General features: G+C 42.7%; 20 protein-coding genes and 4 tRNA genes. 6 read left to right on the top strand and 18 right to left on the bottom strand.

Annotated features, from left to right (window positions below):
• The first annotated feature begins 96 nt into the window (after positions 1–96).
• Entirely contained in the window at positions 97–792 is a 696-nt protein-coding gene (locus tag DR864_RS27965; RefSeq protein WP_114070062.1) for a 3-keto-disaccharide hydrolase, read from the top strand.
• Between the two features lie 67 nt (positions 793–859).
• On the opposite strand, the gene DR864_RS27960 is transcribed toward DR864_RS27965, so the two are convergent.
• The 3 genes from DR864_RS27960 to DR864_RS27950 all read right to left on the bottom strand — a co-directional run bounded on the left by DR864_RS27960 (position 860) and on the right by DR864_RS27950 (position 2,760).
• The gene (locus DR864_RS27960; RefSeq protein ID WP_114070061.1) at positions 860–1,663 is read right to left on the bottom strand and encodes an enoyl-ACP reductase FabI; all 804 of its coding nucleotides are present in this window, start codon (positions 1,661–1,663) and stop codon (positions 860–862) included.
• A gap of 129 nt (positions 1,664–1,792) precedes the next feature.
• Positions 1,793–2,452, bottom strand: coding sequence for an ATP-binding cassette domain-containing protein (locus DR864_RS27955; protein ID WP_114070060.1), 660 nt, complete (start codon positions 2,450–2,452; stop codon positions 1,793–1,795).
• Positions 2,449–2,760 (bottom strand): hypothetical protein, encoded by a 312-nt coding sequence (locus tag DR864_RS27950; protein WP_114070059.1) that lies wholly within the window; start codon positions 2,758–2,760, stop codon positions 2,449–2,451. The genes DR864_RS27955 and DR864_RS27950 overlap by 4 nt, the downstream gene beginning before the upstream one ends.
• A 285-nt stretch (positions 2,761–3,045) precedes the next feature.
• On the opposite strand from DR864_RS27950, the gene sppA reads away from it, so the two are divergent.
• Entirely contained in the window at positions 3,046–4,803 is a 1,758-nt protein-coding gene (sppA, locus tag DR864_RS27945) for a signal peptide peptidase SppA (protein WP_114070058.1), read from the top strand.
• Positions 4,804–4,897: 94 nt separating this feature from the next.
• Here sppA and DR864_RS27940 read toward each other — a convergent pair.
• From DR864_RS27940 to DR864_RS27915, 6 genes are all read right to left on the bottom strand, one after another.
• Positions 4,898–4,973, bottom strand: a tRNA-Gly gene (locus tag DR864_RS27940).
• Positions 4,974–5,240: 267 nt separating this feature from the next.
• Positions 5,241–5,315 (bottom strand) — tRNA-Val (locus DR864_RS27935).
• Positions 5,316–5,356: 41 nt separating this feature from the next.
• Positions 5,357–5,431: transfer RNA gene (locus DR864_RS27930), tRNA-Val, on the bottom strand.
• A 187-nt stretch (positions 5,432–5,618) separates the two neighbouring features.
• Complete coding sequence (locus tag DR864_RS27925) at positions 5,619–6,371, bottom strand: SDR family NAD(P)-dependent oxidoreductase (protein ID WP_114070057.1); 753 nt, start codon at positions 6,369–6,371, stop codon at positions 5,619–5,621.
• 89 nt (positions 6,372–6,460) lie between these two features.
• Positions 6,461–6,808 (bottom strand): hypothetical protein, encoded by a 348-nt coding sequence (locus DR864_RS27920; protein WP_162794199.1) that lies wholly within the window; start codon positions 6,806–6,808, stop codon positions 6,461–6,463.
• 188 nt (positions 6,809–6,996) lie between these two features.
• Positions 6,997–7,632, bottom strand: a complete 636-nt coding sequence (locus DR864_RS27915; RefSeq protein ID WP_114070055.1) for a peroxiredoxin — start codon at positions 7,630–7,632, stop codon at positions 6,997–6,999.
• Positions 7,633–8,183: 551 nt separating this feature from the next.
• Between DR864_RS27915 and DR864_RS30105 the strand changes: the two genes are divergently transcribed.
• From DR864_RS30105 to DR864_RS27895, 4 genes are all read left to right on the top strand, one after another.
• Positions 8,184–8,642 carry a hypothetical protein gene (locus tag DR864_RS30105; protein WP_205319171.1) on the top strand — a complete coding sequence of 153 codons (459 nt, stop codon included), beginning with the start codon at positions 8,184–8,186 and terminating at the stop codon, positions 8,640–8,642.
• A gap of 6 nt (positions 8,643–8,648) precedes the next feature.
• Positions 8,649–9,662: a sugar kinase gene (locus tag DR864_RS27905; protein ID WP_114070054.1), complete on the top strand. Its 1,014-nt coding sequence runs from the start codon at positions 8,649–8,651 to the stop codon at positions 9,660–9,662.
• 105 nt (positions 9,663–9,767) lie between these two features.
• Positions 9,768–11,156: a leucine-rich repeat domain-containing protein gene (locus tag DR864_RS27900; RefSeq protein WP_114070053.1), complete on the top strand. Its 1,389-nt coding sequence runs from the start codon at positions 9,768–9,770 to the stop codon at positions 11,154–11,156.
• 121 nt (positions 11,157–11,277) lie between these two features.
• Positions 11,278–11,351 (top strand) — tRNA-Ala (locus DR864_RS27895).
• 184 nt (positions 11,352–11,535) lie between these two features.
• On the opposite strand, the gene DR864_RS27890 is transcribed toward DR864_RS27895, so the two are convergent.
• From DR864_RS27890 to DR864_RS27850, 9 genes are all read right to left on the bottom strand, one after another.
• The gene (locus DR864_RS27890) at positions 11,536–12,144 is read right to left on the bottom strand and encodes a collagen-like triple helix repeat-containing protein (RefSeq protein WP_114070052.1); all 609 of its coding nucleotides are present in this window, start codon (positions 12,142–12,144) and stop codon (positions 11,536–11,538) included.
• A gap of 321 nt (positions 12,145–12,465) precedes the next feature.
• The gene (locus tag DR864_RS27885) at positions 12,466–12,774 is read right to left on the bottom strand and encodes a rhodanese-like domain-containing protein (protein WP_205319298.1); all 309 of its coding nucleotides are present in this window, start codon (positions 12,772–12,774) and stop codon (positions 12,466–12,468) included.
• Entirely contained in the window at positions 12,774–14,162 is a 1,389-nt protein-coding gene (locus DR864_RS27880) for a serine aminopeptidase domain-containing protein (RefSeq protein ID WP_114070050.1), read from the bottom strand. Before DR864_RS27880 ends, DR864_RS27885 begins: the two co-directional genes overlap by 1 nt.
• Before the next feature lie 73 nt (positions 14,163–14,235).
• Complete coding sequence (locus DR864_RS27875) at positions 14,236–14,640, bottom strand: hypothetical protein (RefSeq protein ID WP_229599484.1); 405 nt, start codon at positions 14,638–14,640, stop codon at positions 14,236–14,238.
• 30 nt (positions 14,641–14,670) lie between these two features.
• Positions 14,671–15,711, bottom strand: a complete 1,041-nt coding sequence (locus DR864_RS27870; RefSeq protein ID WP_374755787.1) for a M28 family peptidase — start codon at positions 15,709–15,711, stop codon at positions 14,671–14,673.
• An 84-nt stretch (positions 15,712–15,795) separates the two neighbouring features.
• A complete protein-coding gene (locus DR864_RS27865) occupies positions 15,796–16,842 on the bottom strand; it encodes an acyltransferase family protein (RefSeq protein ID WP_114070049.1) in 1,047 nt (348 codons plus the stop codon).
• 377 nt (positions 16,843–17,219) lie between these two features.
• Positions 17,220–18,263, bottom strand: coding sequence for an SGNH/GDSL hydrolase family protein (locus DR864_RS27860; RefSeq protein ID WP_114070048.1), 1,044 nt, complete (start codon positions 18,261–18,263; stop codon positions 17,220–17,222).
• Positions 18,264–18,456: 193 nt separating this feature from the next.
• On the bottom strand, positions 18,457–21,555 hold the full coding sequence (locus tag DR864_RS27855; protein WP_114070047.1) for a putative Ig domain-containing protein: 3,099 nt from the start codon (positions 21,553–21,555) through the stop codon (positions 18,457–18,459).
• A 7-nt stretch (positions 21,556–21,562) separates the two neighbouring features.
• On the bottom strand, positions 21,563–24,112 hold the full coding sequence (locus DR864_RS27850; RefSeq protein WP_114070046.1) for a putative Ig domain-containing protein: 2,550 nt from the start codon (positions 24,110–24,112) through the stop codon (positions 21,563–21,565).
• Positions 24,113–24,183: the final 71 nt, after the last annotated feature.

Raw genomic sequence — 24,183 nt, 5'->3', positions numbered from 1 at the left:
TTGAAAGTACAGTATAGTTTTGGGCGGATATTCTTTGATGAGTGGTAGATATATCTACTGCTCATTTTTTTTCTCAATCATCATTTTTCCACTATTATGCAAAAAGTAAAGTTTTCACTCGTTTTAGCAGCGGTTACGCTGATGTTGACTTGTGGCTTCGTTCAGAAAAAAGGTAAATGGCAAAACCTTTTCAACGGTAAGGATTTCAGCGGCTGGCACGCTTATAACAAGCAAGGACAACCTATTTCTGACAAATGGCAAATTGAAGATGGCGCCATGGTCTTGACCGGAAGAGGCGGTGGTGACCTTGTCACCGATGCTGAATTCGAGAATTTTGAGTTGGAAATGGAGTGGAAAATCTCCGAAAAAGGAAATAGCGGCGTGATGTGGGGCGTGGTAGAAGATAAAAAATACTGCTGTCCTTATAGTACTGGCCCCGAAATGCAGGTACTCGACGATGCCAAGCACCCAGATGCACTTGCTGGCAAAAATGGCAACCACAAAGCGGGTTCGTTATATGACATGATTCCTCCAGCTGATTTCAGTGCCGTAAAACCTGCGGGCGAATGGAATAAAGCCAAAATGAAAATTGACAAAGGCCAAGGTACTTTCTGGTTGAACGGTAAGCAGATGGTAACGTTTCCCACCAAAGGACCAGAATGGGACAAACTCGTAGCCAATAGCAAATTCAAAACGTGGGAAGGTTTCGCAAAATTTGCGAAAGGAAAAATAGCGATTCAGGACCACGGCGATAAAGTGTGGTTCCGTAATATTCGTATTCGCGAGTTGTAGAAATTTGACGCCGTAAAAAAACGAGTCCATCGTTCGTAGTGAAAACTATAAACGATGGACTTATTTTTTATCCCTGAAGCAGTTCTTCCGAAACGCCAATCATGGAGAAACCTCCGTCGTGGAAAAGATTTTGCATGGTCACCATGCGGGTATAATCAGAAAACATCATCACCACATAATTGGCGCAATCGTCAGCTGAAGCATTGCCAAGGGGAGACATTTTTTCTGCGAAATCATAAAATTTATCAAAGCCGCCAATTCCTGACCCTGCCGTAGTTTTGGTAGGTGATTGAGAAACGGTATTGACCCGTACATTTTTTGCTTTACCATAACGGTACCCGTAGCTGCGGGCAATCGACTCAAGCATGGCTTTTGCCTCCGCCATATCGGTATAAAAAGGAAACGTCCGTTGTGCTGCCATGTACGACAAGGCCACTACGCTACCCCATTCGTTGATGGCATCCATTTTTTCGGCTACCTGCAAAAATTTATGAAACGATAACGCCGATACATCAATACTTTTCAGAAACCAATCGTAATTCAAATCTCCGTACGGGCGTCCCTTACGGATGTTTGGCGACATACCAATGGAGTGAAGCACAAAGTCTACTTTCCCCCCCAATACATCAATGGATTTGGTGTAAAGGTTTTCGATTTCTTCAATGGAAGTAGCATCTGCGGGGATAATTTCGGCCTCACAGGCATCCGCCAATTTATTAATTTCGCCCATCCGCATTGCAATAGGGGCGTTTGTCAGCGTGAAAGTTGCACCTTCGGCTTTCGCTTTCATTGCTACTTTCCACGCGATTGAGTTTTCATCAAGCGCACCCGAAATGATGCCGCGTTTCCCTTGTAAAATTCCGTTTGCCATTTTTTTGTTTTAGAGTTAGGGGCTAAGAGGTAAAAAGTCAGGCTCAATTCTCTCAATCCTTTCCTCTTTTTTCTTAACCAGAACCAAGCGACAAAGTAACGAATTTTTGCGCAAATAGCCTTCATTTTATCACTCAGGAATATACCCCCTATCCATCAAATCACGGAGTGGATTGGTTAACAAATAAGTCGTGCCATTTTGTAAAAAATAGCTTTGATCGGCAATGTCCAAAACGTCTCGGTAAAGGTGATCGGTGATGAGGATTCCTTTTTGGGCCTTTTGGGACGTAATCAGCCATTTCAACTCCTCCACATAAATGGGTGAAAGGTGCGAAAAAGGCTCATCCAACAAAACGTATTGAACGGGTGAAAAAAGAATCAATAACGTTTCCCAAAACCGCCTCTCCCCGCCCGACAGTTCACCAAAACGCTTGTTTTTAACCACTTGCCATCTTTCACCGAAAGAATCATCCACCAGAGAATCATACCATTTAAACGTCTCCTGTACCCGCAGAGAGGGCGGCGTGAGGTGGTGTTGCGGCAAATACCGCACGAGGTGATGCTCTCGATAGGGAAATTCAACGAAACGCCCGTCCCAACGCACCGACTTAAATACGGGCTTCAAGGTCCCGAAAATGATTTGCAGTAAGCTTGATTTTCCACAACCATTCCTCCCTAAAATGGCCGTTACTTCGCCAAAGGGCATTTTCAGGTAAATGCTTTGCAGAATTTTTCGTTCGCCATAAGCAAGTTCAATGCTATCGGCTTCCAAACTTTTGAAGAATTTCATACGTGAATTAACCAATTGATGAATGCCAGCATGCTGAAAAACAACAAGATATCAAGGCAAAAAGCCCCCACAAAAAGGCGTAGAACGGAATGCCCCATGTTTTGGTAGAAAAGATATTTTTGACGCGAAAATGTGTACATAAAATACCAAACAACGCCAAAAGTGACTAATTTAAGCCAGAAAAGCGGCCCAAACAGCAGCCACAAGTCGTCGCCCAAAGGTACTTGAGCCATTAGCCACCCTCCCCACGAAACGGCATTCGTAAAAAACCAAAACTGACGATAAAAAAGCCAAACGGCAGAAAGCATAAAATTGAATTTTCGGCAAGCTACTCAGCAGTCTGACACGTTCCGAGCGCGTTAAGAAACTTTAAGGATTTTGGTTCCAAAAATTCGTGTAAACATATTCCCTTTCGTAAACCGATACCGCCATTTAACATAAACACCTCCGCCTCGCCCACCAAAACCGTACTTTTGTTTGTTATTCAACCAACCAAATCAAGTTACCCATCGTATTATAAGCAGAAGCACAAACCTCAGGTTCATTCTGACTTTACCCCTTAATTTCAAAATCACTTAATTACCCAATCGTTTATGTGGCAGTTCATTAAATATGTTTTCGCAACCATCGTCGGTTTATTCCTTTTCTCGTTACTGGGCTTCTTTTTGTTCATTGGTTTAGCGGCTGCGCTCGGCTCATCGGAAGAAAAAACCAACGTTGAGAAAAACTCTGTTCTTAAATTAAATTTAAACAATTCAATTCAGGAAGTTTCAGTCGACAACCCTTTTGCCGAGCTCACAGGCGGGCAAGGAGATGTCATTGGCCTGCTTGATATTAAATCTGCCTTGGCCAATGCCAAACTCGACCCCAACATCCAGGGCGTTTACTTGGACGTTCAATACCCGATGGTTGGCTGGGCCTCGGCCGAAGAAATTCGCGATGCCATCATTGATTTCAAGAAATCGAAGAAATTTGTGTACGCCTACGGGGAGGTAATGACCGAGAAAGCCTATTATTTGGCATCTGTTGCCGACAAAATATACCTCAACCCCGCTGGAGGAATGGAATGGAACGGACTGAGTGCCGAATATGATTTCTACAAAGGAACTCTTGACAAACTTGAGATAAAGCCGTTGGTGTTTCGGGTAGGTGAATATAAAAGCGCCGTGGAGCCTTTCTTCCGCGAAAACATGAGCGACGCCAGCAAGTTGCAGAATCAGGTTTTGATTAACACCATTTTTAACCACGCCGTTGAAAATATTGCTAAATCGCGGGGTATCTCTGCCGCTCAACTCAAAAATCTGGCTGATTCTTTATCCATAGATGCACCTCAAGATGCCCTCAAGTATAAGCTCATCACCCACGTGGGTTATTATGATGAAGTAGAAACTTCACTAAAAAATGAGCTGAAACTGAAGGAGGACGATAAAATCAAATTTGTTGGCCTTGGCAAATACATCAAAGCCGATAAACTCATAAAGGAAGGGCCATCTGACCGCAGAATTGCGGTCATTATCGGAGAAGGCGCCATTATGTCGGGCAAAAGCAACGACGGAAATATTGGCTCCGAAACCATCATGGAAGAACTTCGTAAGGCGCGCAAAGACAAAAAAGTAAAAGCGGTAGTCCTTAGAATTAACTCTCCAGGAGGCAGCGCCCTGGCGTCTGATGTTATGTGGCGCGAAGTGCAACTGACCCGTAAGGAAAAACCCGTGATTGCTTCCATGTCGGACGTAGCAGCCTCTGGCGGCTACTACATGGCGATGGGCTGCGATAAAATTGTAGCTCAACCCAACACGATTACTGGCTCTATTGGGGTGTTCAGCGTACTGTTCAACTTTGAAGATACCTTCCGCAATAAATTGGGTATTACCTTCGACCGCGTCAACACCAACGCCCACGCCGATTGGCCTTCGGTAACCCGTGACATGACTCCTTTTGAGAACAATCGTTTGCAAAAGAGCACCGAAAACATTTATGGCATTTTTACGCGCAAAGCCGCCGAAGGCCGTAAAATGCCACTTGCCAAACTTCAAACTTTGGCTTCAGGACGGGTTTGGTCGGGTAAGGAAGCCAAAGAAAATGGGCTAATTGACGAATTTGGTGGATTGGACAAAGCCATTCAGGTAGCCGCCAAAGCCGCTAAATTGAAAGACGGTGACTATCGTATCAAATACCCTGCGGAGAAAAATATGGTAGAACAGCTCATCAATAAATTCACTGGTGACGCCGAAGAGCAACTGATGCAACAAAAATTAGGTGATTTCGCTCCTTACCTCAAAGTCTTGAAGAAACTGCAACAAATGCAAGGCACCCAAGCCCGCTTGCCGTATGATATAGTGATCAAATAATCGCACACCTCTGTAATAAAAAATCCCCCGACAGATGAAATCGGGGGATTTTTTATGGCCAAAAACAAAAAAATCCCGCATATACGGGACTTTTTGGAGCGAAAGACGGGGTTCGAACCCGCGACCTCGACCTTGGCAAGGTCGCGCTCTACCAGCTGAGCTACTTTCGCGTTTTGGTGTTACCGTGAGGCGTCTGTCTCAAACGGGTTGCAAACATATTAAACCCATTTTTTTTTTCCAAATATTTGTTTAAAAAAGTTACGCTAATTGCCTGCAATGTCACCAAATTTTGTTTTCAATAGCGAGGAGTAAGTCAAATTAATATGGCAAACCTAAAAAAATCCAACGCTCTCCACAACTTTTGGTCTTGATCCCATGATCCCCTGTTTGTAAGTCAGAAAATAAAAAAGCCAAGCCTCAAGCTTGACTTTTCTGTGTGGGAGTTGAGGGATTCGAACCCCCGACCCTCTGCTTGTAAGGCAGATGCTCTGAACCAGCTGAGCTAAACTCCCTTCATGAAATTGAAGGACTACTACTAATTTATTCTTCTGTGTGGGAGTTGAGGGATTCGAACCCCCGACCCTCTGCTTGTAAGGCAGATGCTCTGAACCAGCTGAGCTAAACTCCCCTTTTGAACGCTTTCTGACTTGTTGTCCGCGTTTGGGAGTGCAAATATGGTGGCTTCAAAACACATTTCCAACTATTTTTTTTAGTTTTTTTACGCTTATTTTCAATCTCGCTGAGTCTCAGTGCAGTTATGAAACATAAAAAGTAAGTAAGCCTTCAATTAACTATGCATTCATTCGGGCAAATGATTATTTTCGGTAAACGGTCGTGGGCGCTGCTTGGGCTGCCGCGTAAATAGTTACATCGGCAATGGTAACGTGTGCTGGCGCATTGACCGCGTACAAAATTGTATCGGCAATATCTTCAGCACGCAGGGGGTCAAACCCTTCATAGACTTTAGCCGCCCGACCTTCATCCCCTTTGAATCGAACAAGCGAAAACTCTGTTTCAACCGCCCCAGGAGCAATGTTGGTTATTTTAATCCCGTGTTGGGTCAAATCAAGGCGCATCCCTTCGCTAATGGCTTCGACCGCTTTTTTGGAAGCACAGTAGACGGCTCCGTTGGCGTAGGTTTGCTTACCCGCCACCGAACTGATATTCACAATGTGGCCTTTGCCACGTTCAATCATTCCTGCAATCACCGCCTTTGATACGTACAAAAGTCCTTTCACATTTCCATCCATCATCGCGTCCCAATCACCAAAATCACCCTCCTGTATCGGCGACATGCCATGCGCATTGCCAGCATTATTAACCAAAATATCAATAGACTGAAAATGAGTGGGAAGGGAGGCAATGGCCTTCAATACATCAGCACTATCACGGACGTCAAAAAGGAGTGTGGTGGTTTTCACCTGCTTACCTAATGCATCTGCTAGTTCTGTTAATCGTTCCTGACGGCGACCACACAAAATTAAATTGATACCAGCATTCGCAAAGGCGACGGCGGTGGCTTTTCCAATGCCCGAGGTGGCACCAGTAATTAGAGCTATACGTGACATGAATATAATATTAAAAGTAGAAATTGATAAAGGCCAAAAATGGCCACAAACCATTTAAAATACAAATAGAAGCTTCGTTTATGGATACCTTAATCTTCGGCGGAAATGAGCAAGTCAATAATTGCGTTTAAAACATCCTTCGAAAAAGGCTGATGTAAGTAGGAAATTTTGTGGGAAGATGAGGCTGAAAGGATTATCTTTTCATTCGCATCAGCAATTAAAATAATGGGTATGTGTGTACCTCTTTTCTTTGTAAAAAATTCTCTTTGAGAGTAATGGCACACAATTAAATTAGGCCCTTCATTAAAGCCCTGAGCTAAACCTATTGAATCAACATCAGAAGAAAATAAAACCTTGAATCCTGATTCCTTGACCATTCCCTCAATGGTATCAATATCCTTCAGCTTCTCCTTTACTAAAAGGATTTTAGCATTCAACCTCCTCATTTTTCGGGTAAAGGGTAAAGTGGTAGCTTTTAAGTGCTCTGTATCAGGTGTAAAGATAAGTCATTCTTTGGATTATTTATATGTTACTACATCTGATTATGACGTAAAGGATAAAAAAAGCCCCTATCTTACAGAAGAAAGGGGCTTTTTAATAAAATGACAATAGCGACAAACAACCTTTATTTATTGGGCTGAGGCGTATAACGCAAATACGGCTTTACAATATTTAGCCCTTTCGTAAATTTCTTTTGGGCATCTTCGGTCGAAACCGCAGGAACCACAATTACATCCTCACCATCTTTCCAGTCGGCGGGCGTAGCCACCTGATAATTGGCCGTCAATTGCAACGAATCAATTACCCGAAGTATTTCATTAAAATTACGTCCCGTTGATGCAGGATATGTAAGCGTCAATTTTATTTTTTTATCGGGTCCAATCACAAATACTGAACGTACAGTGGCTTTCTCACTGGCATTGGGGTGAATCATGTCATACAACGTTGCCACGTTACGATCGCTGTCGGCTATGATCGGAAAGTTTACAACGGTGGAGTTCACTTCGTTGATATCCGGCACCCAACGATTGTGAGATTCTAAATCATCCACACTTACCGCAATAACTTTTACATTACGTTTTTCAAATTCTCCTTTTAGAAGAGCGGTTCTGCCCAATTCTGTGGTACAAACCGGCGTAAAATCAGCAGGGTGCGAAAAAAGAAGCCCCCACGAATCACCAAGCCATTGGTGAAAACTAACGTGACCTTGTGTTGTGTCTGCTTCGAAATCTGGAGCTACATCGCCTAATCTTAGTGACATGTTATTGGATGATTTTTGGTTAAACAATTATTTTTATCTAATTCCTATAGATTAAATATGTTAATTTTTTCTTTGATAAGCATCTGAGCAACTATCCATATTTATTCCGTACAAAAGGAATACAATGAGTAAATAGAATTTGTTCCACGTTTTTGTTTTTTAAACTAAACTTTAGTTATAAAGCGTTTTTATGACAAGTTTTACGGATATTTTTTAAAAAAATGCGTTGCAACAGGCTATATTGCCCTTTTTTATGCCTTTTAACATTCATTCAAGCCTACCTGTCGTTTGGTTCAGAGCACCATTCTGTGGTGCCAGAAGACACATTAAAACCTTACGCAGGGATATTTTCTAGGGTATTTGACATGCAAAAAGACTCCATTAAGCGCAGACCAAAGCTTACATATACACTTAATTGGGACGCCAGAAGCTCATTTGTTGACAAAAAATTGGTTAATATTTGGGGGGTAAATACGGGAATTTCTTTTGGAAGGAATCGAAATGAACTTACATTTGGATATTACTGGCTTACATTTAATTCTTTTTTAAGATTGATTGATTTACGAAAAAATGCCTCCCAACTCATCAATTTGGGATATTATACCAAAACAGATTTGTACTATTTTAACCTGATGTATTGGCCCAATATCATTGAAAACAACCGATGGCGTTTTAGTATTCCCGTAGAACTGGGCATTGGAGCCACCCAAAGCACCGCCAACAAGCTATTAAGCGACTTGTTTATTTGGCGCAGAAAAGACTTTTTCATGCCTGCCCAAATCGGCCTTTATGCCAAATGGAAAGCCACCCGCTGGGTTGGGTTAAGTGTACAGGGAGGATATCGGTACGCAATTTACCAGCAAAATTTACCCACAAATTATAACGGCGCTTATTATAGTTTTGGATTTACGTTGGAAAGTGCCCTGTTTAAGGATACATTTCATCTGGCAAAGCAATCGTTGAAAAAACGTAAGGCCAAAAAAGACAAACCCAAAGAACAATCCCTTTAAGTGAATATGAAAAAAATTGTTACGTTCGGTCAAATCATGATGCGGCTGTCGCCGCCGGGATTCACGCGCTTTGTACAAGCCCATCAGTTTGATATAACGTATGCTGGTGGCGAAGCCAATGTCGGGATTGCAACCGCCCAGTGGGGCGTGGAAGCAGTGCACGTAACACGTTTTCCCGATAACGATATGGGTCGTGCCGCCATCATGTACCTTCGCAAATATGGACTCAATACTTCCGAAATTCATTTTGGGGGCGACCGACTACCTGTTTATTACGTTGAAAACGGGGCCAATGCCCGGGCAAGTCAGGTAATCTACGACCGCATGAATGACTCTTTTTGTACGCTTGATGAGCGAGAATTTGACTGGGAGCGTATTCTTAAGGGGGCCGATTGGTTTCATTTTACGGGCATTACGCCCGCTTTGTCTAAAAGTGCCGCTCACGCCTGCCTACAAGCCGTTCGAACCGCGCGTAAATTGGGAGTAAAAGTGTCGGCAGATGTAAACTACCGCAAAGGACTCTGGCAATGGGGCAAGACGCCCAAAGAAGTAATGCCAGAATTGGTCGAGCACTGCGACCTGATTGTGTGTGGAAATTCCAACGCCGACGAATTGTTTGATATTTACCCCAAATCGGGCGACAAAAACGGCTGGGTCTCAACGATGAAACAAGTCATGGAACGCTTTCCAAACCTAAAATTGGCATTGGACACCAAACGGCAGTCCATCAGTGCATCGCACAATGAATTGAAAGGGAAGGCTTTTGACGGCCACACCTATTTCAAAACCATCACCCACGACCTCCACCACATCGTAGACCGAATCGGAAGCGGGGATGCATTCATTGCTGGTTTTCTGTTTGGCTACGATTATTTCAAGAGAGACTTGCAACGTACCCTTGATTTTGCCACTGCCGCCGCCGCACTAAAGCACACCATAGAGGGCGACTTCAATTTGGTAAGCGTAGATGAGATACAACGATTGGCAACGGGAGATACATCAGGGAAGTTATCAAGATAATTGACTTGTTGTTTAGTTATATATAAGTTTTTTCTATAAAAAGGTTTGATATATATATAATTAAAACTAATTTCGTAGTTAATGAGTCAATAACCCTAATTAGCCATGAAACTCATCTACGGAACACTGTTTTTTTTGAGCCTCTTTTCTGCTTCAGCCCAAATCAACATCATGCATTTTGCCGAAGCGGCAAAGAAAGGTTTTACGTATCGGAAGTTAGATAGTTTATACCGTGGACAACGACTATTTTATGAGGGTACGCGGGAAGAATATGTAAAAGAAGAAAACGCGCTTCTTCGTCGAAAAAGCCAAATTGCCCGTAAAATTTTTGGCATTCGGACCGACCCTGCCGCTATTACGTACCATCTTTACACTGGTAAAACCGGTAAGTTTGAATATCTTTTGTACGAAATACGCGGTAGAATTTCGCCCCAATCGGAAAAAGAGCTCATTGACTCTCTCCGAATATTACTTGATAATTACCGTTTTGGCGTCAAAATCGTTTCTTCGCATGTATCCTCCCATTTCCTAAACCTGGGGCTTATCCGAACGATTCCAAAAGGCGACAGCGTCATCAGCAGCTTGGAAGCCGCCCTGTCGACTACCCGCCCCGATACCGTCAAGATTTTGGCCCTAAACCAATTGGAACTCACGAAGGTGCCTGACGTTATTTATCGATTCTCCAATATGAAGGAGCTAAATCTAAGTTTTAACGAACTGAAAAACGTTTCTATTGACATAACCCGCCTTCCAAAATTACAACAGATTTGGCTCAACAGTAATCAATTGACAGACGGCAAGTTACAGCTCCCTAAAAACAAAACCCTACGGATTTTAAACATACAAGGGAATCAATTTACGAACATCCCAGCGGCTGTAAAAAACTGCCGACGACTCAAAAGTTTGTGGATGGGTTACAACAATCTCACGGCGCTTAATAATCGGAGTTTTACTAAAATGCGGCGTTTACAGGACATCAATCTATATTCTTGTGGACTTAAATCTATCCCCAAAGGTATTGTAAAAATGCGACGGCTGGAGGTATTAGACGTTTATTACAATGAACTCTCTACCCTGCCTTCTTCCTTGAGTCGGATGCGAAAATTGCAACAACTGGCCCTTTCTCACAACCAACTCACCCAACTACCCAACAATCTGGGGAAATTAAAAAACCTCCAAACCCTCTATATGCACCATAATCGGCTCGCCCAACTTCCCAACAGCATTGGAAAACTTAAATCATTGCAAATTTTGGACATTGGTTACAATCAGTTCAGCACCCTGCCCAACCAAATTGCGTATTTGCAACGTGTTGAAGAGATTGATATGAGCTATAACAATCTGAGTGAGGTACCTGCTCCCATTCCCCACCTGCGTCAGCTCAAAAAGGTTTATTTACGTGAAAACCCTGTAGCTCAGGACCTACAGCTTCGCGAACGCTCCAAGTCTATCGTACAAGTATTGGAAGGCAATGACATTCAAGTTTCTTATTGAATATTTTTTTTAAATCCAACTTGCAAATGTCATATCAGACCCGCATCTTTGCATTCCCGTTTGAGAGGTACAGCATGTAAAGATGTTTTATCCACTCAAAAAAGACAGGAAATTGACATATGGGGGATTAGCTCAGTTGGCTAGAGCGCTTGCATGGCATGCAAGAGGTCATCGGTTCGAATCCGATATTCTCCACACAAGAAAGGCTTACGAATTAGTTCATAAGCCTTTTTTTAACATTTTGGACTTATTCTGACCTAATCTGGGAAATGAGTATTTGATCATGAAACATTAATAATCAAACACTATTTGCCGAAGTCCACTAAAGACTAATGTTTCCTAGCAAGCCTTCAAAGTCTCCAATCCACCACTTCGCACTTTAAAGCTGTTTTAGGTTGAAAAATCGCTCAACAGCTCGGCTGTCTTTGACATCAACCTGACCCGTACGCAGCGCACCCATTACCGAATGAGTGGGTTCAATCAGAATGATTTTTACGTCAAATCTGTAATTTATAAATAGATTTGTCTCTAATGGCGTCGTTAATTTTGCCATTATCTGAACTTTGTCAGTTTGCGGACGAACAACCGACTCAATCACGCTTGGGGTATCGCTCACTCCTACATTGAGATAGTTGGCCCGAATCGTGTTTAAAGTCCACGCGTTGAGTTGGTCCCGAAGGTAAACCAACACCACCCCTTTATCCGCGATTGCAGCGTAGTTTTGTGGACTATATGTCCGAAAACTATTGTAAGTGAACAGTTTAGTAGTGGCATCATAATTTGGAGTACCTAGTGCATTAAACTGCTGGTTGGAGTAAATGAAACTCCGAGCATTTACCGTGCCTGAATCTCCCTTGGGACCTTGCGACCCAGTATCTCCCTTGGGACCTTGCGACCCAGGATCCCCTTTCGGGCCAGGCGCTCCTTCGGTATTACAAGCTGAAAGGCCAATAAGGCCCATTAGAAATAACATTGCAATTGTTTTCATGGAAAGCTGTGTATTTTAATTGTACAACATTTAAGTCCTTCTGAATCATCATTACGCTAAATGATAGTTCGTAAAAGACAATGTAAAACTAGTACAGCTTCCCGTGGTGCTGAATTGCTTACAGCATGAATTGCTGTTTTTACACCTTGAAGTGTCGATTATCAAACGGTAATCGGAAAAGTCCCTGACACTCGTTCGACAGCGCAAAGAGGTAATAAAGAAATAAAAAGGGTAGATTTATAACAAGATCATCACAGTACTTTCTCACACATACTGGTTATATCTCGCTGATTTAAAGCCCACTAAAAATCAAGCTAAAACTCAATCTTCCACTTCCAGAATCCCTCCCTTGAGATGAAAAATTTGTTTCTCCTGAAACGCCTCTGCCCGAGAATAATCTTTGGCCGCTACGCGAGAGCGGGTTCCGTTGGTACAAACTACGATTAGGGTTTGATAAGGAAATAATTCGGAGCGACGTTCTCGAATATCTGCAAGGGGAATATTGGTGCCGCCAATGCTGAATTCTTCAAACTCCCAAGGCTCCCGCACATCCACAATGATACTCCCTGGTTGGGCAGCCATAGCTTCAGCTTCTTGGAGCGTTATATCATGATAAGTATTCAAAAAGATTATTTCCCGTTAAGTTGTTTCATCCATTGAACAGTTTCCGTAAGGATCTCTGGGTTAAAATGGCGCCGAGCATACTCCATATACCGCCCAGATTTTTGCAATTGAGCCGCTTCAACAAAAGAAGTTACTTTAATAAAATGCTGATCAGTGCCTTTCAATTGCCTAAACATCCCCAACTCAGGACGTACCTCATTAACAATTCGGGCAATACTTTGCGCCGATTCTGGGCTGATAGCTTCACTATCAAACTCACCGTGAATAGCCAAAGTAGGCACTGCTGCCTGTGCCCACGCCTGCGTGAGATTTTGCTGCTGAAGTTCGGTAAAATACGCTGACGAACGTCCAAAAAAAGTACCTCTATGGTAGGCGAGTGGATTTTCTTTGGATGTAAGTATGGCCTCAAAATCAGGCTCTTGAAGCAACTCCGTAGGCGTTTTTGCCTGTACCAACCATTCGTACAACAATGGTATCATCATTCGGGTATTAGCTTCGATAGATTGATATGATTCCTGATACAATAATGGCTTTTGGCGGTATACATCAATCATGTGTTCAAACCACGGCTTTACGACGGTTCCGTATGTTATGATACCCAGCGGTTTAGATCCCGATTGGGCCGCCAGTAATGGAGCCAGTACTCCACCCAATGCATGCCCAAAAAGAAAATACCGGGTGCTATCAACAAAAGAAAGCTTTTTAAAAGCCGAAAATGCGTTCTGAAAAGCGGCCTTTTCTTCTTCATAACTCAACCGAATGCACTCTTTTGTGCCAGCACTCTCTCCTATTCCTGGTTTTTCAACCCTAAATACAACGTACCCAGCGCTCACCCAACCATCCACTAATTGTTTGACGGGAGAAAGCGAATCTTCTGTAAAATGAACGGAACCACACTCGTGTCCCTGAATGTAAAATATAGCGGGTAAACGACTGTTTCCCAATGGCTTATGAACAATGGAACGCAAATACCCTCGTTGGTAGGGAACCTCTCCGTAAATCACTTCTCCTTTTGAAAACTCCTTGGGTGCCGCAACGACATTCCCAACGGCTCGGGCTTTCTTTTTATTTCGAATATAGGTAATTGAAATTGGTTCTTGCTCGTATAATTCCTGCTCTAACTTTCGAAAATCGAACAGGTACAAAGAATCCGTTTCATTGATAGAGACCAAAATATCGCCCGCCTGAATGCCCAATCGCGCGGCAGTAAAATCTGGCATGACAGTCTTCACTAAAATCCCGTGGCTATCGGGCAAGTGTTGCATACTCATCAACGAATCACTCGCCTCTGTGTAGCTAATGCCCAAACTCCCTTTGTGCCGAAGGTGTTGGGCTGACGTGACGAAGGGTAAAAATAGTAGGATAAAAAGGGCAAAAGCAACGGAAAAACGCATCGAATTGTGAAGTTAAATGTTGACTGCCAAAAGTTAATCGTTCGGGCAATGAACAGATTATCTTTTAATTCCTCTACAAAGGTCGTGCCTGAAAAGTAATTTCAGAAAGTAAGCCTACGGCGTTGAAACGTAAAATCACTTTTTGAGCGGCTGATTTTTGGGTAATATCAGTACAATGAATTCCTTTTTCTACGAAATAAACGTAGAATTTTTGATCCCGTGAACCCAGCTGTTGAATGTCGGGGCGGCCCAGCATGTACCCTACATCGTCGATATGTTTACCCAAAAGCTCACTCTGTATTTTTACAAATTCTTTTTCAAGCCCTTTTCTGACGTCGCCACATCCACCTCGGTCACTTCGCCATTTTACTAAATCTAAATTTCCCACTTTATCTGGTGCGGAAGAACAGCAAAAAACGAAAAAAAGCAAGAAAAACGAAAGGGTACTTACGGTTAAATAATGGTTATTTTTTGTCATAAGAATCAAAATCAGACGATACATTTTTTTCTAAATACTTTCCTGATACAAGACCTGAACCAGAACCTGCCCTACGGCTTTGAGGGTTTTGGGGTCAATGTTTCGCATATCATCTTCGTGCGTATGCCAGTCATCAAAGAAGGTTTTTTGAGGATTATTGAGCTGTAAATGAATAATATCAACCATCGGAATTTTGGCGGTTTCGTTCACGGGCAAGTGGTCGTCAGTAATTGCCGCGCCGTCTTGCTCCACAAAGTAAGAACTGTACCCCAATTGACTGGCCGTATGCCAAATCATTCGCGTGACTTCATTAGCGTATTGATTCGAAAAGGCTTCCTTCGGAAACGTCGCTCCTTTGGCACCTACCATGTCCAACAAAACCCCGAAATACGCCGAATAACCAGGAACGTGCTTATTGGCGGCCCAATATTGAGACCCAAGGCAAAAACCCGTAAATTTATCCTTGGCAACAGCCGAGTTTCCCCCATCTTCTACATCAAAAAAAATCAAATCAACCCCAACACCTGGTTTTTGGGCAGCCTGTTGAATGGTACGCGCCAGTTCAAGCAAGACTCCTACTCCACTTGCTCCATCATTGGCACCATCAATGGCCCCCGTTTTATTGGTCGGATCTTCGTCGGCTACTGGCCTACTGTCCCAGTGTGACGCCAGCAAAATACGTTTCGCGGCTTGTGGATTAATACTACCTATAATATTGCGGGCGTTGAGTTTACGGCCGTCGTAGTGGGTTGCCGTAAAAGTCTGCTCCGTTACCGTACAGCCAAGGCGTTTCAATTCGGCCACGAGGTAGTCTCCACAACGGGTATGGGCCGCTGAATTGGGAACTCGGGGGCCAAATTTTACTTGTTTTTCCACGTACACGTAGGCCGAATCTCCACTGAATAAAGGTGCCTTTACCATAGTTGTTGCGGTTTCGCTGGTGGTCGTTTGCTCAGAAGAGGATTGTTTAGAATTACAACACAATAACGTCAAAACCAGAAGCATTAGGGCTACTCCCTTGCTAAATTCCTGCATAAAAAAATTGTTTTGGGTTTCAAAAATGACAGGCATTCGATTTTTATACTTTGCCTCTTTAATTGAACACCAAATGTAAGGAAGAACTGCTAATCTATTCAGAAAAACGTCAATGATTGATTATCTAAAGTAGGATTTATATTTTAAAGCGGGCTTTTCTACGTAGTTCCAGGAAAACCAAGCCAACGGCAAAACAACGGCAAATGCCAATAAAACCTGTTGGTAAGACGGCATTTCGTTACCAAAAAATGAGATAATTATCTGTTGGATTGGATAGGCATAAATATAGATACCATAAGAATAATCGCCCCAGTCGCCAAAACGATTAAGCGGGCCTTTTATAAAGGCAAAATACATGACTAAATATGAAATACTGAAATAACGAATCCACATAATGGCCGACAAAGGGAGATACCCAGCATCGGCGATTAGATACATAATCATCCACGCCCCAAATGCAGCAACGGCGCCCCACCAATGCAGACCTATCTGGTCTTGATATAGATAGAACAGCATTCCCAACACAAAATAAATCCCAAAATCAATCAGGTGAAAAAGATTTAAACGAATCAGCGGAATGATTCTGTCGCCTTGTATAACTTCAAACAAAGCACAGTAGATAACAAAAAAAGCCACAAACCCAATGAGAAACCATCGCCAACGGTTGCGAAATAAGAAAACCGCGACAATCACAAAAATATACATAGTAAACTCATACGCCAACGTCCACAGCGACCCATTTGCTGCATTGTGGGTATTCTGTACAAATACGCCCGGGAGTGTTCCATGCGTATTAGGGTAAAGCTTTATGTTATCAAAAAAACGGTAGGTTTGGCCTGCACTAAAATAATCAGATAAGCTATACGAAGTGGCTAAGGGGCCAATCACAAAAGCGGTAAAAAGCAAAGCCACGAAAAGTCCAGGGAAAATTCGTAGAGCCCGTTTCATGGTGTAGGCGTAAGTCGACTTACTGTTCAGCCGACTTTGAAGCACACAATATCCACTGATAACAAAGAATATACATACCGCAATATGACCCGAAGGAAACAATCCCAAACTCCATTGCTCAATTACATCAGGACGTCCATTGAGTGGATAAACGTGGCCAACTATTACTAAAGATGCAGCCAGAAATCTTATAAAATGAAAATTATTTGATTCAATCATAGGGGCGTCAGAAATTACAAAGTTTGGGTAAAGCAAACTACTCAATAGTTTAGTCCGGTAAGCCTACAAGAGGAAGCTGAATTACCTTAAATAAATCCAAACTTTATATCCCACTATGTCATTTTTATACGTACATAAACATCTTAAAATTAGACATATTTTTTTATTTCAAAAAAGAACAAAAAAATGTATTTCTCAACTTCAAGCTACTGAGATTACCCTTAAATTAAGAAAGCAGCGCCCATTGTTTACAACGGGCGCTGCTTTCTTAATTTTTCTAAAAATAATAGCTATTTACTGTTTAAAACTTTAAAAAGTATAGAGAAATAAATATTATTTAAAACAGCAAATACTAATGCGTATAAAAAGGACCTACATTATTTAATTTTTTCATAAATTAGATCTGCAATCGCTTTCATACCTTTATCGTTTGGATGCTTCGAAACACCGGGATCGGCAAACAATCCATAGGCATAATTGCTGTTATCCTTACCTATTTCATTCAAATCTACCCAATCATACCCATTCTCATCCGCAACTTCTTTAAATACAGCGTTGGTATTGGGAAAGCCCTGCCAGAAAACACTGGTTATCACAATCCTGGCCGATGAATTCTGTTTAATCATTTTGATAAACTTAAGGATATACTCTTTGTATAATTTATTGGCTTTGCCACCTTGCATCGGTATTTCCCAATCTTTTACGTTTTCTCCGAAACGTAATACAATTAAATCGGTTTCCTCAAACGTTTTCTGCCAAACACCAATGTGATAATCAAAGTCATAATTAACGAAATCGCTCTCGATGCGAGCCGTTGGAAAGATCTTCACTTTGGTGTCTTTGTAGTTAGCCTGTAAATACCGCTCCAAGGTTGATTTGTAATCTTTATCGGCTGCGGAGGCAGCCATTCCCCAGTTTCCAGTCCAACCAATTGGCTCATAAGGACCATGTTGTGTAAAGCTGTTTCCTATTAAAAGAACTTGTTTGTAGAAAAGTTGATACGTCTTTTTCTGAATTTCAGAGGTGTTTTCACCTGATCTTGTTCTTACAGAAAGAACGCCTGATTTTCTCAACTCCACTTTGTTTCCAGTTTTCCAAACGCCGTCTGACTCCCACATGTATTCAACCGTCAATTGAGCTGAATTGATTGAATTCTTTACGTTTAATCCAACAACTGGTATATCAAAATTTATTATGGTTCCTAAAGGATATTGTCCACTTTCTAAATTAATGAGTGCATTTGGCAGGATAACAGGTTCAATCGGTTCTTCAGGAACGACGTCTAACTTAAAATCTTTGCCGACAACTTTTACGGTTATAGGTACGCATTTTGTATTGCTACAATCAACCGTCTGAGCAAAACTCTTGAAAGGCAAGTATAAAAAACAGCTCAAAACACCTATTTTCAAAAAGTTAACCATGATATATGTATTGCTTGTATGCTCCAACAGTATTTTTAATTACCAACCTTCTCAAAAAACATGCCAAAAAATATTCTTCCCATTTAAAACTTATCCTAAAATAGAAAAAGCACCTTGTGTTGGTATATAAAATTCAAATTAAAAAGCAAAATTGATAAAAATACACCAATTCCCCGAACGCGGTCGCCCCTTTTCACTGCTTCACTATTTTAATCCCTTTCAGTAACGTTTCGTTCTCAAAAACCTGCAATATGTAAATACCACCAGCCACCTGCGTGTCTGATAAATTGACATAAGCAACTTTATCGACGATGGTTATCTGACGTTTATTCATCATTATTTCCTGGCCTGACAAAGCAATCAACTTAAAACTCAAGGTATTAATATCCAGCAAATCAGGCAATTTTACATTACAGACGTTTGAAAAAGGATTCGGATATACTTGCCAATCCGTCAAGGGCTGCGTCGTTTTAATCGTAAAACGAATCGTGGCAGCGCTCACTTGCAATGAATCGTTAAAAGCCGAAGCTTCTAACGTATAACTCCCAGCAATCGGAGAAAAACCAGTTGTTTCATCAAATAAAGCAAAAGGAAACCGCTCGGCGGTGATTTCCCGTTGATAAGGACCTGTCAATTTCAGCAATACTCTCTTGGCAGGAACTTCACAATTTGCATATATGGTAATCTTGCCTGGAATAGTCGCTTCCTGAAGTACGTCCCCGTTGCTCAATGGTCCGATAAAACGCCGTTCTCCAATTTTTCCCGCCTGAATCAGCTCAAAACTGATATTTGCGTAGCGTACTTCGATTTTAAAGGTAACATTGGTGGCCGTCTCATCATCATCAATGGCCCTGACCGTGACCGTGTAAGTACCTGCCTGTAAAGCCACTCCCGAGATTTCATTGTTACGAAAAGAGAGCCAAGAGGGTAAATTGGGCGCTTCGATTCGGTCAACGTAGCCATTTGTATCATAAAACAATGAATCAGGTACACGGTAGGTAAATTTTTGCGTGGCAAACATCTGCACGTTTGGTAAGGTATAGCGGGCAAGAGGTGGTGAATTTTGGGCCCCCTGAACGTCTACTTTTATCACAAACGGTATTTCAACCGAATCGCCGCCGTTGTCATACGCCCGAATTCCAACCCGATACGTTGCCAGTTCTGGCGGAGTTCCCCGCAATTCCGTACCGTTAAATGTGAGCCATGCGGGCAGTTTGGCCGCTCCTACTCTGACAATCTCACCGTCTGGGTCGCTGAAAAGGTTGGGCGAAATCTTAAAACGAAACGCTTTACCTCGTGCAATCACTTTCTCGGGCAATTGCTGCTTGGCCACGGGAGGAATGTTAAGTACTTTTATTTTAAACGACGTTTCCACAAACGCACTGTCGTCATCATACGCTCGAAGGTTGACGGTAAATGTACCCTGCTCCTGTGGATACGCCGAAAACTCTTTGGAGGTATAAGTCATCCACGGGCGTAGCCCGCTGGCCTGTACTCGCACTATGACGCCATCCGGGTCGTCAAAATGGTCGGGTTGAAATTGATAAAACACCAATTTTTGAAGTGATGTCTCAAAATCAGGCACGGGGCGTTTGACGATAGGTTTAACGTTTATATTGGTCACTTTGAGATTAAAACTCATCAACGCCGTGGCTCCTTCATCATCGGTAGCGCGGAGGGTTACTTTGTAGTCACCGATTACATCTGGCACATTTCCCGAAAGAACCCCATTATTCAAATTTAACCACTGGGGTTTTTCAAGGGCTTCTATTTTGACAATATCACCGTCGGGGTCAGTAAATGCATCCTTGGGCAACGTATAACTGTACGCTTTGCGAGGTTTACTTGCCCGATCGGTAATCTGATTTGCAATAATTGGCGGCAGATTCACGCTGAGTGGTTTCCAATATTCTTCCGACAAAATATCCTCAACCAATTCAATATGAACGGGTTGAGGATTTGATCCAACTTTTTCAACCCATCTCTTTTCTACATTTTTCATGGTAGAATCAAGGGCTTCAGTCAAAGTATAAGAAATAGAATATTGGGGCTTGATTTCAGACAGCGGCGTATTAATCCATCGGCCAGCCATCTCCTGAATCAAACGCATGGCACCCGGCTCTGGAGCAGCCGCCACCAAAGTCACAATCTTGGAACCATGCTCAAAACACTCGTTAAATTGGCGCCTCAACAAGTCAGTCGGCGTTTGCGACGTGTAAAACACTTCGTTTGCCGTCCATTTATTGGCGGGCCGATTGGAGCGTATGACGTCGGTTACCCAGCGGTGATTGTAATAGGGGTCATTGTGTACCTTGGTTCCATCCGTTTTTGCGTCGAGCGTTTTGAAGGAGTAAGAAATCAGCATGGCCGAAAAATCGGCCGTTACGGCGCCGTATTCGTTGACAATTTTATACTGTGGGTTTACCTGCTTGATGCCGTTAATTGTCCCGTCTATATAATTTTGAAGTTGCGAATGAGAAAACAAGTACCAATCTTTTCCCGATTTTTTTCGATAGGTCGGATACGGATTGTACGCCGTTCCAGGTGGCATTAATGTTTTAAAAGAAGCATATTTTGTTCCCCAATGGTAGTTGAGTTTATTGATGCGTTTATAGCGTTTTTCGGCCCATACCCTAAACGAATCCAAGGACGAATCAGAATAATCAAAGCCCGCAAGGTATTGTTTGCCGCCCTCAAAATTGGTCTCATGGGGATACCCCAGCTCTTGGGTCGATAAATTACCGAAGGATACGTAAAGAATTTTACCCTGATTTTGATAGGCGTTGTAGCGTTGACACACTTCTTTGATAAAATTTTGGGATTTGGCAACCGTGGGCTGATGCGAAAAACTAAAGCACGTTCGTCCATAAACCCCCGAAAGTGGCCGTCCCAAATCATCCTTCATAGTTTCTCTAGCCGTCCAATAACCGTCCAAACGGTAATAAAGTCGGCCCACAATAATGCGTAACGCTATTTTAGCATTGGTCTTCGCAATGTATTCTATCTGACGGTCGTACTGACGCCAATCGGGCGGAGAAGTATTGTCTTTGTAAACTTCATCCCACTGAATTGTGAGGGCCACTAAGTTGCAGCCATTGGCAATAGACGCTTCAATGACATCCATCCCTGCTTCGGGGCGCGGGTCAAGGTTAAGTAATTGCAAACCAACGTAGCGCTGGGTATCAGCATTCTGCGCTTTTAAGGCTACCGACAGCACCAAAAATCCCAAAAAAAGGAGTGTTTTCAGCGTTTTCGTTTCATTATAAACAATCATCAATATCAAACTCAACATTGTATGGTTATTGCTTTATCAGTTTAAACGCCTGCCACGAAGAATCCTCCTTCTGCAATTTTAAAAAATAAACGCCAGCAGGCAGTTTGAAGTCGGTTAAGTTAATGCTTAAAAGTTGATTAGCAACAGAAGTAGCATTTCCTAAAATCGGCTGGGTCTGTCCTATCGAATTCACCAATTGAATCTTCTGAATCGACACATTATCAGGAAGTTTTACATTCAAAAACTGATAACAGGGATTGGGAAACAATGCCCAGTCGGCCAACGGAATCGGCAGTTTTGTGAGCGGGTCTGTCGCAATTATCTGAAAACGATAGGTAGCCGAAGAAATCAGTTCTTTTTGAAAATACGCATTCCCTTTGACTTGATAAGTTCCCACAACCGTTGGAAAGCCACCATCGCCCGTAAAAAGCGAAAACGGAGAACTTTCAGATTGGGATTTTTGAACATGCCCTCCCGATAATTGCAGCTCAAATTCATCAAAAACGGCGTCGCAAGTAGCATAAATATTCAACAAAGGAGGCAGATCAGACGAGGCCAGCACTTCACCATTTTGAAGTCGCTTGATTAAAAAACGCTCCCCTACTCTCCCAGCCTGAATCAAATCAAACGAAACAATAGGATAACTAATTGTAATCTTGAAGGAGGTTTGAGCAACGGCTTCTTCATCGTCGTAGGCGCGTACGGTAATGGTATATTCGCCCACGGCATCGGCAAGCCCCCGAATTTCTTTACGCCGAAACTGCGCCCATGAGGGTAGCCCAGTAACTTCTAAACGCGTAATAAAACCATCAAAATCGGCAAAAGTACTGTCGGAAAATGTGAATGTAAAGGGTTGTTTATACACTCCTTTTACATTTTGAATGGGTTTTTGAACAATCGGTATTTGGTTCGTTCGGCCCACATTATTCACGATTATGGTAAAATTAGTTTCAACCGAAGCACCGTCATCGTCGGTCGCACGTAGGAGCATTGTAAAGTTGCCAATTTGAGGGGGAGTCCCAGAAAAAACGTTGTTTCTGAACGTCAGCCAAGCGGGTAAATTATTGATAACAACGGTGTCTATAATTCCGTCAATGTCGGCAAAAACCTCAGAACTCAAGCGATAGGAAAACGCACTATTGACTTTGGCAATTTTTGTAGGTAACAAATTTCTGACGACAGGCAATTGATTGATAGACCCTTGAAGCGAATCTATCAACAAATCTTCTACCATCCGAATAGCCACCGGCTTTCGGTTGGACTCATGGCCTGCCCGGTTCAGCCATTCCCCATAGACACCACCGCTATAATAGCCAAACTCCACTACCCGCGACAGCGTATAATCCATGTAAGCCATTGGTGTTACCTCCACAAATGGTTTTTTGAGCCATTTAGGAACGCTGGCTTGAATAATGGGGCGCATAACGTCCAGCGCGTTTTGGGTAGCAATGACTACACTAACCCAATGCGCGCCATGTTCAAAATTTTCATCAATCTGACGGGTAATCACTTCATTACCATATTTGGATTCAGGATATACCTCATTTAGCACCCATTGGCCAGGTAAAATATTACTCCTTAAAAGATCGGTGGAAAAGCGGTGGTCATACTGCAAATCATCGTTGATTTTGACCCCGTCGGTTGAGCGATTCAAATCACCAAAAGCCAGGCTTCCGCAAAATACACTGATTTGATCAAAGACCGAACCAAAATCTGTGATAACGCGGTACGTGCTGTTTACGCTTTTGATGGTTTGGGTGGTTTGTTCCACAAACTGTTTGAAGATGGCATGACGAAAAACATACCAATCTCGGCCTGATTGCCCCCAAAAGACCTGCTCACGGTATTTAAGTGATACCGGAGGTGTTACTTCTTCAAAACTTTTGTACTCCGTTTGCCAAAAAACATTCAGACGCTCAATTTTTTTGTACTTGCGGTTGAGCCAAATCCGAAACTCCTGCTGCATAACGGGCGAATAATCAAAAACCGTTGGATAATTATAGCCTTCAGGTGCGTTTTCGTGATAATACCCCGTCTCTTGCGTGGGAGTCGTCGAAACCGATACCCACGAAATCACCCCTTGTTGTTGCAGATTATTGTAACGTTGGCAGACTTCTTTGATAAACGCCCGTGCTTTTTCTACCGATGGGCGATGGGCATAACTAAAATAGGTAGCGCTGTAGCCCGAAATCAAGGCCTGCCCCTGCTGGTCGCGTTGGCGGTGTTCGTTGTCCCAAAACCCCTGAATCCGACTTACATGCCGCCCTACCAAGATTCGAAGGGCTATTTTAACCCCCAATTTCTGGGCCAGATTGATTTGGTTATCATACTTACGCCAGTCAGCCTGCGAAGTTGCGGTGGTGTATACCTGATCCCAATAGATGGTCAGATGAACGGCATTACATCCTGCTTTGACCGCGCCCTCCAGCAAATCCAAGTCCACATCCAACGACCGGTTGGTATTCAAAAGCAACACGGCCAAATACCGCTGTTGATCATTGGCAAAAGTAAGGGAGGAATACAATAGCGAAACAATCCAAAAACCCCACAAATATCTACGCTTCAACTGCCTCATTTAGATCAAGTTAAGGTTATTAAAAACGTAAAAAGTCAGCAGTTGTGCAATATGGATGGAATTGCGTAACT

The sequence above is a fragment of the Runella rosea genome (genome assembly GCF_003325355.1).
GTDB classification, from domain to species: domain Bacteria; phylum Bacteroidota; class Bacteroidia; order Cytophagales; family Spirosomataceae; genus Runella; species Runella rosea.
Note: the sequence above shows the minus strand (reverse complement) of the source record. Positions and strands in the feature narration are given on the sequence as shown.

Coding starts and splice junctions, on each gene's coding strand:
- DR864_RS27870 (WP_374755787.1), bottom strand. CDS start 15,711: ATGCCTGTCATTTTTGAAACCCAAAACAATTTTTTTATGCAGGAATTT.
- DR864_RS27950 (WP_114070059.1), bottom strand. CDS start 2,760: ATGCTTTCTGCCGTTTGGCTTTTTTATCGTCAGTTTTGGTTTTTTACG.
- DR864_RS27860 (WP_114070048.1), bottom strand. CDS start 18,263: ATGGTTAACTTTTTGAAAATAGGTGTTTTGAGCTGTTTTTTATACTTG.
- DR864_RS27900 (WP_114070053.1), top strand. CDS start 9,768: ATGAAACTCATCTACGGAACACTGTTTTTTTTGAGCCTCTTTTCTGCT.
- DR864_RS27875 (WP_229599484.1), bottom strand. CDS start 14,640: ATGACAAAAAATAACCATTATTTAACCGTAAGTACCCTTTCGTTTTTC.
- DR864_RS27880 (WP_114070050.1), bottom strand. CDS start 14,162: ATGCGTTTTTCCGTTGCTTTTGCCCTTTTTATCCTACTATTTTTACCC.
- DR864_RS27905 (WP_114070054.1), top strand. CDS start 8,649: ATGAAAAAAATTGTTACGTTCGGTCAAATCATGATGCGGCTGTCGCCG.
- DR864_RS27865 (WP_114070049.1), bottom strand. CDS start 16,842: ATGATTGAATCAAATAATTTTCATTTTATAAGATTTCTGGCTGCATCT.
- DR864_RS27915 (WP_114070055.1), bottom strand. CDS start 7,632: ATGTCACTAAGATTAGGCGATGTAGCTCCAGATTTCGAAGCAGACACA.
- DR864_RS27955 (WP_114070060.1), bottom strand. CDS start 2,452: ATGAAATTCTTCAAAAGTTTGGAAGCCGATAGCATTGAACTTGCTTAT.
- DR864_RS27890 (WP_114070052.1), bottom strand. CDS start 12,144: ATGAAAACAATTGCAATGTTATTTCTAATGGGCCTTATTGGCCTTTCA.
- DR864_RS27855 (WP_114070047.1), bottom strand. CDS start 21,555: ATGTTGAGTTTGATATTGATGATTGTTTATAATGAAACGAAAACGCTG.
- DR864_RS27850 (WP_114070046.1), bottom strand. CDS start 24,112: ATGAGGCAGTTGAAGCGTAGATATTTGTGGGGTTTTTGGATTGTTTCG.
- DR864_RS27925 (WP_114070057.1), bottom strand. CDS start 6,371: ATGTCACGTATAGCTCTAATTACTGGTGCCACCTCGGGCATTGGAAAA.
- DR864_RS27960 (WP_114070061.1), bottom strand. CDS start 1,663: ATGGCAAACGGAATTTTACAAGGGAAACGCGGCATCATTTCGGGTGCG.
- DR864_RS27965 (WP_114070062.1), top strand. CDS start 97: ATGCAAAAAGTAAAGTTTTCACTCGTTTTAGCAGCGGTTACGCTGATG.
- sppA (WP_114070058.1), top strand. CDS start 3,046: ATGTGGCAGTTCATTAAATATGTTTTCGCAACCATCGTCGGTTTATTC.